The 9814-nt window shown below is 40.2% G+C and carries 10 protein-coding genes; 4 read left to right on the forward strand and 6 right to left on the reverse strand.

Features of this window, described 5'->3' with window-relative positions:
• Positions 1–158 precede the first annotated feature (158 nt).
• The gene (locus tag IQ246_RS26655; RefSeq protein WP_194006310.1) at positions 159–893 is read right to left on the reverse strand and encodes a DUF1995 family protein; all 735 of its coding nucleotides are present in this window, start codon (positions 891–893) and stop codon (positions 159–161) included.
• 249 nt (positions 894–1142) lie between these two features.
• Here IQ246_RS26655 and IQ246_RS26660 point away from each other — a divergent pair, with 249 nt between their 5' ends.
• Both IQ246_RS26660 and IQ246_RS26665 read left to right on the forward strand, forming a co-directional pair.
• Positions 1143–1541 carry a DUF6335 family protein gene (locus IQ246_RS26660; RefSeq protein WP_194006319.1) on the forward strand — a complete coding sequence of 133 codons (399 nt, stop codon included), beginning with the start codon at positions 1143–1145 and terminating at the stop codon, positions 1539–1541.
• A 382-nt stretch (positions 1542–1923) separates the two neighbouring features.
• The gene (locus IQ246_RS26665; RefSeq protein WP_194006311.1) at positions 1924–2415 is read left to right on the forward strand and encodes an orange carotenoid protein N-terminal domain-containing protein; all 492 of its coding nucleotides are present in this window, start codon (positions 1924–1926) and stop codon (positions 2413–2415) included.
• 428 nt (positions 2416–2843) lie between these two features.
• Here IQ246_RS26665 and IQ246_RS26670 read toward each other — a convergent pair whose 3' ends face one another.
• A complete protein-coding gene (locus tag IQ246_RS26670; RefSeq protein WP_194006312.1) occupies positions 2844–2987 on the reverse strand; it encodes a hypothetical protein in 144 nt (47 codons plus the stop codon).
• 127 nt (positions 2988–3114) lie between these two features.
• Between IQ246_RS26670 and IQ246_RS26675 the strand changes: the two genes are divergently transcribed.
• Together IQ246_RS26675 and IQ246_RS26680 are read left to right on the forward strand one after the other, a co-directional pair.
• The gene (locus tag IQ246_RS26675) at positions 3115–3888 is read left to right on the forward strand and encodes a nucleoside phosphorylase (protein ID WP_194006313.1); all 774 of its coding nucleotides are present in this window, start codon (positions 3115–3117) and stop codon (positions 3886–3888) included.
• 555 nt (positions 3889–4443) lie between these two features.
• On the forward strand, positions 4444–5016 hold the full coding sequence (locus tag IQ246_RS26680; RefSeq protein WP_194006314.1) for a TIGR02281 family clan AA aspartic protease: 573 nt from the start codon (positions 4444–4446) through the stop codon (positions 5014–5016).
• 175 nt (positions 5017–5191) lie between these two features.
• On the opposite strand, the gene IQ246_RS26685 is transcribed toward IQ246_RS26680, so the two are convergent.
• The 4 genes from IQ246_RS26685 to IQ246_RS26700 form a co-directional block, all read right to left on the reverse strand.
• A complete protein-coding gene (locus tag IQ246_RS26685; protein ID WP_194006315.1) occupies positions 5192–6289 on the reverse strand; it encodes a Gfo/Idh/MocA family protein in 1098 nt (365 codons plus the stop codon).
• A 93-nt stretch (positions 6290–6382) separates the two neighbouring features.
• A complete protein-coding gene (locus IQ246_RS26690; RefSeq protein ID WP_194006316.1) occupies positions 6383–8305 on the reverse strand; it encodes an Hsp70 family protein in 1923 nt (640 codons plus the stop codon).
• A gap of 14 nt (positions 8306–8319) precedes the next feature.
• Positions 8320–9216 carry a hypothetical protein gene (locus tag IQ246_RS26695; protein ID WP_194006317.1) on the reverse strand — a complete coding sequence of 299 codons (897 nt, stop codon included), beginning with the start codon at positions 9214–9216 and terminating at the stop codon, positions 8320–8322.
• A gap of 85 nt (positions 9217–9301) precedes the next feature.
• On the reverse strand, positions 9302–9769 hold the full coding sequence (locus IQ246_RS26700) for a DUF4870 domain-containing protein (protein WP_194006318.1): 468 nt from the start codon (positions 9767–9769) through the stop codon (positions 9302–9304).
• Positions 9770–9814 lie beyond the last annotated feature (45 nt).

Below are 9814 nucleotides of genomic sequence, written 5' to 3' on the forward strand. Positions count from 1 at the left end.
ATCGTCCAACGCACAAAGCCCAACGCCCAATGCCCAATGCCCAATGACCAATGCCCAATGCCCAATGCCCAATGCCCAATGCCCAATGCCCAATGCCCAATGCCCAATGCCCAATGCCCACAAAGGGATGAGTTTCCCGTCGCTTTCGATCAAATCAGCTAACTACTCAATGCCTTGAAAAACCGTTGTAAACTCTTGAACACATTGGGCTTTTTCGCAGGTATAGCGTCAGTTGTTGTTTGCGGTTGTCCCTTAGTAAGGATGATATCTAACTCATCACCTGATGGTTTTTTGGGTAATTCAGCAATTTTTTGATATTCGCCATTGGTTTCCAGCCAAACTTCCCACTGTCCTGGATAGCAGCGATATACGGCAGTTTCATCATCTACAGGACGCAGGTAATAAGCGGATTCAATGGTACTGATAAAACGATCGCGGATTTTTCTGGCTGTATAACCAATACCTACAACTCCAGAATCTTCTAGGCGAGGATTTAACATGACTAAAGGACGTGAGGCGATTACTTCACACAACTTTTCTAGTTGTGGTACTTCCACGGAAGTAGGGGCAATAAATAAGAAGATTTCATCCTCTGGCTGAATTTTTGACTCTAAGGAGGCGGCCCTACCTGTACCAATATCCTCAATTTTAAATGGTGCATCTGCCCAATCGCGGCGGGCAAGGGCAGCACCACCAGCATCGGCAAAGAAAATCTTTAAGCGGGAATCATAAGCGGTAAAAACTGGTAGAAATTGATCCGCTACTGTTATGGGTTTGAGTTCTGGGAATAGGAACTCAACTTGTAGGCGAGTACAACCATCTGCAAGGGCAGCTTGGGTAGCTACACGAGCTTGAGCGATCGCATCTTCAAGACTGTTGGGAAGTTCACTCATATTCTGTATCATACTGAAGTGTCTACTCCCATTGTTTCAGTAGTTCAGGGTAACTGAAGCTTTAGATCAGGTTTAACTCAAAGAGCTACTCACAGCTTGGATGATCCGTGGCAGTGAGCGCCGCGAATAACTCAGTGGGGATTCGTACTAAGGGGATAGATTATTTTATTTCTAAAGCTATACATCTTCAGCAAGACAACCTGGTGGCAAGAAAACGTTATTGTGAGGATGCAGAAAATGGCTAGTATCATGGCAGAAAAGAATCATAATGACGAAATTGAAACCAATGATTTGCCGCAGGAGATTACTGAGTCCTACGGTACTGGTGTGAAAGACTTGCCGGGGTATAATATTGGTGGGCGATCGCAACAGCAGGAAATACGGGAGTATACACAAACCAGTCCTGAACTTACTGGCGGTGATATTGATGCTTATTGGCAAGACGCAGATGCAGTAGGGGATGAAGCTGTTGGTGGTACTGCTCCCACTCCTGATCAAAATTTAACTGAGGAAATAGAAGCAGCAGTTGGTCTAGAAATGGATGATGCTGCATTTCTGCGTACCAACGATATTTTAGAAGAACGAGACGATTCTCGTTGGGAATTAGATCCAATGTCTTCCGAAGATTACCAAAATCGACGGGAGTAAACCAAGGTAATTACCTGGGATGACTTGTGTCAAGTTGCAAAAACAGTAGAATTCAATTGTTCATTCGGAGTTTCGAGTTTTCATATCGGAACTCCGATTTATAAATTGAGAAACCCCAAATTCCAGATGCTTTACCTGATTACTAGGGGAACAGTAAAGCTCAATACTTTACCCTATTTAGTATACTTTTTGCTTTCAACTTTGGCTATTTATCCAACTAAAAATATTTTTAAATAATATTACACTCCGCTCGATTGATATTCTATTTTTAATAGTTCCTCTTTTTGATTTAGATACATCTCTATCTTCAGTGAGGTAAAACGTCAAATATACATTTGATATTGTTGCTACTGATACATATTAATTGCAATCGGAGTTGATAATGACATACACCCAAACTGGCGACCCAACTATTCGTGAGCATGTTCAAGCTTGGCAAAGATTGGATGTTGATCAACAGCTCGCGTTGTTTTGGTTCATTTACAAAGAAATGGGTAGCTCGATTACACCAGCTGCTCCTGGTGCTAGTACTGCTTCCTCAGAAATTGCTGAAGGTTTGTTTAATCAAGTTAAGGAATTATCTCACGAAGAACAGTTGCAACTTCAACGTGATTTAATTAATAAAGCAGATACCCAACTTTCTCGTCAATACGGCTCTTTGGGTGATACCACCAAGCTGCTATTTTGGTATCGACTATCTCAAGGCATGGATAATGGTACTATTATTCCAGTGCCTTCTGATTATAAACTTCCTTCAGAAGTTGAAACATTATTTAACAAAATTCAAGTCATGCCTTTTGAACAGCAAATTACTCTTTTCCGTGATTATGTTGCGCCTATGGGTGCCGAACCAAAAGCAGGTGCTGAAATTTAGAAATTTTGCGCTTTTTTGCGCTGCTTAAGTCTGGGTGTTTTAGCGTTTCAATGGTTACGGTTAATCCTCAACTGCTAAAGAAACGTAATTTTAATGAATTGGGAATTGGGAATTTATTATAGGTTCCCAATTTCACAGCAAAAATTATTTTATCATTTTTAATTTAGGACAGGTAGAAAAATTAAATTATAGGAATCCTATTTAATTTTTGAAAAAAATTCAGTACACCTTTATTACTTCTTCCCCATGCCCCATTCCCTATCCCCAATTCCCTATCTCTACAAGTCAGTTCACGAATCAAATCGGATTACTATAAATATTATAAATAAATACAGAGTAAAAACTAAACTTTTAATCTGTGCTCATTTCATGTATGTCTATTATTAGTAATTTTGCACCCTAAAATCGCTACGCTCTTTGTTTTATACTTAGTAGTCTAAGTTTTGATTGAAAGCGATGGGAAACTCCATCCCCAGGTGTCTGTAGAGGGATGCGCCCCGCCGCTTTGAGCATTGGGCATTGGTAGCTTCTTTCCCATGCCCTCCATACTTCTCTACGAGAGGCTGCGCCAACGGCTTCTCTACAAGACGCTACGCGTTAGCGGAGCTTTCGCTTTAGCGATACGCTCATTACAAGCCCTCCATTATTATTTGGTGAATGGATATTGACAGATAAAATCAAAATAATCTTCATTACTTTATGACTAATAAACGCTTATATCATATTGGCTTTGGACAAGATGATTTTGGTTCATCTGCTCCCAGTATTGCTTTATTATCTGGCGATCCTGAACGTGCATGTTTAATTGCTCAAACTTATTTGCAAGACATGCGCTTGTTGTCGGAGAATCGGGGACTCAATAGCTATGTGGGAAACTTACCAAATGGTCGTAGTATCGTATCCGCTACCAGTGGTATGGGTGCGCCTTCATTGAGTATTGTAGTTAATGAATTAGTACAAGTTGGAATCAGGAAAATTATTCGTATTGGAACTTGCGGCTCAATTCAATCTTATATAAATATAGGTAGTATTGTAATTAGTAGTGCGGCATTGTGTCGCCAAGGTGCAGCAAATGATATTGCACCTGTAGAGTATCCAGCCGCAGCTGATCCGTTTCTGACAGTTGCTTTAATTAAAGCAGCACGAGAATTAGAGATTGAGCATTATGTAGGAATTACAGCATCAGTGGATACTTTTTATGAAGGACAAGAACGTAGTAATTCAGCGAACCTAAATTTAATGCGATCGCTGCATGGTATTACAGAAGAGTATCGGCGTTTGAATGTTTTGAATTACGAAATGGAATGCGGTACGCTATTTAAAATGGCGGGTGTGTATAATTTTGCCGCTGCTGCTGTTTGCGGTGTAGTTGCTCAGCGCACCTTTGCTGAAAATGTGATTTTGCCAAAGAAAGATATTGCCGTGGACAATGCGATCGCTACTACTATACATGCATTAGCAAACCTTGAGTGAGCTAACAAATCTTTAGCTATATCCAGGACTTACATAAGTGTCATATTTTTAACGCCAGAGGTTGTCCAGAGTCAAAGGTCAAAAGTCCAAAAAACCTTGATTTTTGAACGCCACTTGCTTTAAGTCGGCAGAGCCGCAAGGGCGCAGTGGCTCCCCTTGACCCTTGACCCTTGACTCTTATACCAGAAGCCTTATGTGCCAGTTGCGTAAGTCCTAATATCTTTAAATTTCTCTTATCTAACTTCTTAGTATGTCATGTTTTGATGTAGTCTAAGTACTTTTATCATGTCTTTACTTAAACTTTAATTTAAGATTAGTGTTTATATGTACTATATCTTTAGTAAGATGCTATTCGTCCTATAAAAACACACCAAATTAGTAAAAAATAAGTATTTTTAAACAAAATCTGGGTTGGTAACTCAAACAAAACAAACATAAGTTTATCTCGTAAATAAGAATGTCAGGTTTTAATCAATAATTATGGTTGTTTTTTATAACAAGTTTAAATAGTTTATTTTTCAACATTTATAAGAACCTTCGGAAAATCAAAACAATATGAAAAATGCTTTGAAGTATTGGCTTAAAACCATTAACATAACTTTAATAGCTTTAATGCCAACCTTGATATTTTTACCATTACCCCAACTGGCAAAAGCTGAAGATCCAGGAGCATGTTTTATGATTACCGCCTCTGGGAAAACAGTAGGATTAGCAAACCTTTGTGGTGGTATAACGATAACGCCGCCCTCGAGCAACGACGATAAAGTTTTTCGGATTCCGATTAAACGCCGTCTTGGTGGAACTCCCATAATTGATGTCACGTTCAATGACAAACAATCCTTTGAGATGATTGTAGATACAGGTGCGACTGGTACTCTCATTACTCAAGTTATGGCGAGTACGCTTAAACTCGAATCTACAGGTTTAATGCAAGCTCAAATTGCTGATGGTAGCCAAGTACAATTCTTGACTGGTAGAGTAAAATCTATAGCCGTTGGTGGAGTCGTAGCCAATAATATTCAAGTAGCGATCGCTCCAAAAGCAGGTATTGGATTACTAGGTCATGATTTCTTTGGCAAATACGACATCAAAATTCTAGAGAAAGAGGTAGAATTTCATCACCGCTAATACTTGCAGTTTTGAAAGATGTAGTATGCTACATTTTGGTATCAAAATTCCTTGTGAGCGCAGTTCATGGAGTCTCTTGCAAAAATCAATTTTTTTGCAAATGAAAGCACAGATGAACACCGATAATTCATCTGTAGTTGCTTTTTCATTCACATCTTTGCCAGAAGTCTACTGTTTAACTACCAAGAAAGCCTTCCAAACCAGGTACATCTACCCAGCTTGCTGTAGCATGAGATTTATGAGCTAAATCCATCAACAACTGAGAATAAACTCCGTCTCGCAGCGATGGGGTCACTTCTTGCTTATGGTCAATTGCTTGCACCCATTGGTCTACTACGCGCATAAATGCCGAAATACGCCCATCAGCATAATTTTTGGGAAATATTAACCGATTGGGTATTTCGATTTCTGTGAGAGGTTTAGCTAACTGAGAACCCAAAACCCGAAAGCCATGTATATAATCTTTTTGATTTTCACTGCCTACAATTAAAGTACCGCGATCGCCATACACTTCTACCCAATGTGTTCTCGGTGCATGAACAACCGCACTGATGGAAACTTGACAAGGTGTCCCATTCGCTAATTCCAGCGCCAGCATACAGGTGTCATCCGTATTCACTGGCTTTAATCCGCCGCTAGTAGGGTCAACTCGTGTGGGAATGGCAGTACTCAAGTGGGCGTTTAATCTGCGTACTGGCCCAAATAGCCAGTGAATGTAATCGAAGGTATGGGAACCCAAAGACCCCAATGCACCGCCTCCTTTATCTTTGTCAGAATACCAATTCCAAGGGCGTGAAGTGTCAGCACGCGAGGAACCTAGCCAATCAATTTTAATCAGGCGCACCTCACCTACATAGCCTTCTGATAACAATTCTGCAAATAATTGCCATTCTGGTATAAAGCGAAATTCAAAATCTACGATCGCAACGACGCCTCTTTCTTTAGCTAATTGATATAGTTCTTTGGCCTCAGTTGCATTTAATGTTACAGGTTTTTCTAGTAATAGATGTTTCTCAGCTTGTAGTACTGTTTTTGCCATTTCGTAGTGTAAAAATGGCGGTGTGGAGATGCTGACTGCTTGCACTTCTGGTAATGCAACAATGTTTGCAATTGTGTCGCAGGCATGAGGGATATTATGGGAGTCTGCGATCGCTTTAGCTTTATTTAAATCTCGATGATAAACAGCCACCACCTCAGTCTGAGGATGTGCTTTGAATGCAGGAATATGAACTTTTTGACCAAATCCAGTTCCAGCGATCGCAACCCCAATCATATTATCTTTACTCCTATAATTATGTAATTTTTATTGCTCATACCAAGCATAGATTTCTTTGGTTGACGAGCGCCCAAGTTGCAGCAGCGACCGTTATTGAATTAAAATTATTGCCTCTTGAACCTTAGTAGAAAGAACTTTTTGCAGCCCTTGCCCAATTTGACCAATTAGTTTGTCAAAAGCTTCTTGATTCGCTGCCAGTTGTTGTTGAAGAACCTTCTCCAATTCTGGCTTTAATTGGGAACACATATCATTAACTTTTCTGTCGCTCAAAAAACTAAAACGAATCCAGCTGGGGATATCTAAATTAGTCTTGATTGCCTCTTGGACACTCTGACGATTTAGCTCCATTCCTGCTGCCATTACTGAAGCCCCGTACACCAATGCAATAGGCCAAACCAAGTGTCCAGTTAGGATGAGAGTGATGATACTAGCTAGAGTGCCTCCACCTATTACTACATTGATGATAAACGCCACTGTGTCGCCAAGGATAGCATCTCCAATTTTTAGTTCTGGGTTGACAAAAGCCGGCTCGATGCTATCCTCAAACCTTAAACTGCTTCTGGGTATCTGAAACTTACGGCATATTGGGTCGGTTTCTGCGGCTAAGTCGGGTTGAATTTCATTGTTAAACCAACTGATGCATTGATTGTTAATTATCTGCTGAGCGAGATCACCTTTAAGCCACTGTTCTGCCCGACTTTTCATAGATGTTTCCAAATCGGCTAAAGTCCGTATTTGGTTTTTTTGCCAGTCTTTTACTCCTGGTCTAACTGCGTTTTCCAGCAATCCATCTGCTAGTGGCTTAATTAACAATTCAATTAACTTTGGGATATGTCTTTCAATTAGGTTTTTGAGCTTTTGTGAGTCCAATAATGTATTAACTTCTTGTTTGAAGGCAGTAGCACGCAGATCCCATCTTCCTACTCGCGCTAATCCCAATGCAATGCATCGTTCAGGTTCCGGATCTGGACGAAGGAGTGTTTCTGGTTCAGGAAAGATTTCTTGACAAATTTGATGTGTAAACTTCATCCGGGATGCACCACCAGTCATTAGTAAAAGTTGCGGCACAATCCCAAGTTTTTCCAGCTTTTCTTGAGCTTCACTTACAGAGTCACGAAACGATTGAATCCAACTATGAAGCCTCAGTTCAGGCAAAGGTTGGTTCAAAATCTCCTCCATTATCGATTTATTGACTTGGGGGATAAAATAAATCTGTTCGTTGATAGACTCGAAGCCACGCGCAAAAGATTGAGGATCGCTGTATAGCTGTTCATTAGAGAAGTAATCTTCCTTAGTTTTACGACAAGCAAGTTCACAACGAGCTTGGTGATGTGGATATTCATCAAATACTTTTTTTAGTAAGTCTGATTGCTCGTGTTTGGCGAGAGTGCGCTCAAAAATAGCCTTGTCAATTAGGGATGCGCCCAAAGTGTTACTTCCGAAATCCACCGGAATTTCTTGTAAGCTCTTAACCAGGGTGAAATCTGTGGTGGAAGAACCAATATCGACAATCAGCACCGATGAAAGAAGTTTTTCATACTCCAGCTTACCGGCTTCCTTGGCTTGCATGAAAGCAGCCCGCGATTCAGGTACAACATTCAGTTTGGCAATACCAGCTTGTTGAAGTAGCTTTTGGTATTCCTCTCGTTCACTAACCGACCATCCTGAAGGACAACCTATATAAAAGTAAGTAGTTTCCCCAGCTTCAATTTGTTTGCTTTCTTTTAAAAGGCGGTAGTAGGTTGCTAGAAAGGTGCTAATTGTTTCTCGATATTTGGAATCGTTATTTGGTTTTTGCTTGAAAGAGATTGTCAGTTGGGTAACGCCAGCTTGAATTAACGCTTGCTCTCCCACAAGATAACCGAGTTTGGGATGCCAACCAAGAGCTGTAATTTGGTTCTTCTTGTTATTAATCTCAAGCATTTCCGGGGGTTCGATGCTCTCGACTATAGCTTTAGCTACAGCTGTTTCACCGTGTCCCAAGTCGAAACCAATTGTTTCTAAAATTTCCATACTCTTATTGTCTGTTATTCTCTAGCCTCGGAATATGCTGGCTCAATTACCCTACCGCGTCTTAGCAAGCGATCGCCTTTCAACAAAGCAGGAGTTAGAGTTACGTAATCTTTGGTGGATGAGTCAATACTTGGCTCGAAGTCAAAATAGTTGCGATCGCTATGGGGGTCGTTTGGTCGGTAAATTTGAGCGTTAATTCCCTGGGACATTAAAATCTGTGGTAGAAGTTTCGCTAGTGCGATCGCCATTTGGGGTTTCTCAAGAAATGATGCGCCCATGAGCTTTTGCAGAAAATTCAATAATTCTGGCAATTCTTCGATACCGCGATCGTCTTGATGTTTGTTTGCTTCTTCAAATCTAGCGACTGCTAAGTCAATTGTGTTGAGAGCATCAGCAAGGTTATCTAAAAGTACTTGGCTATTGACCCCTAGGACAGGTTGAGCTAGTTCCAATTGCTCAGAAGATGTTGAATTATCTTTATCGAGTTGAAGCACAACTTCCAGCCCTAAAAGTACAGAAGCTAGTAAGATAGCCATCCATGCACCTGGGGTAGTTTCAGTTAAGTGGAACAACCAACCTAAAATGCCTATATAAAGAAGTGCCTTAAGCAATTTCAGAATTAATCTGTTGGCGGGAAATTTTACAGCTAAATTAATAATTTGCTGTTGCTCTGTTGGAGCGACTTGAACTAAGTTAGCCGCAGCAAGAGTAGCGATGGACTGGCGCAATGTATCCAGAAAAAAGGAAGCTAGGCGTACTTGAGCTACATTTAGCTGGCTAATGTAAATTCTTTCGAGATTATCGAGTCGATTTTGAACCAGCTTGATTACCTGCTCGATGCTGGTTGTGTTGTCAATCTCTGCCCGCAGTTGGTTGCGTTCTTCGCTAAAAAGTGAACTTATTGTTTTCATCGTGTTGACTAAGACTTTAACGTTAAAACCGTATTCTTGGTTTTAGCGTCATCGGAAACAGCTGTTTAACAAAATTCCAATTATTTCACCGCAAAACTCGGATTGTTAAAGGATAACGATAATGTTCACCTTTGTAAGCTTTGATGGCAGCGAAAGTCACTAAAAATGATTGTAGCAGCATTACTAATAATATTAATGACATAAACATAACTAACAATCCATCTAAAGTTGTCTTTATTTCATTGACAGTACTATTGCTAGTGACTGCAACGCCACAACTAGTTACCACTAAAACTAATGATAAAATAATTACTATTAATGTATAAAAACTTAGCGATATTTGAAAATTCAAAGATTCTTTACCTTGCAAATTAATCCAAGGGTATTGTGCTTTCTTGAATCGCCAAACCAACAGTGGTGCGAAAATATTTATGGGCAAATATAAAGGGATGCCGGCAAATACTAAAAAGAACAATAATAGCCATCCTAACAAAGCCGATATATGACACAATATCGCCCATACACGCATTTCATGTTTAGGTTTTTCTCTCATGGATTTTTATGGGGAATGGGGCATGGGGCATGGGTAATGGGGAAT

This window comes from aff. Roholtiella sp. LEGE 12411 (assembly GCF_015206995.1).
Classification (GTDB): domain Bacteria; phylum Cyanobacteriota; class Cyanobacteriia; order Cyanobacteriales; family Nostocaceae; genus Komarekiella.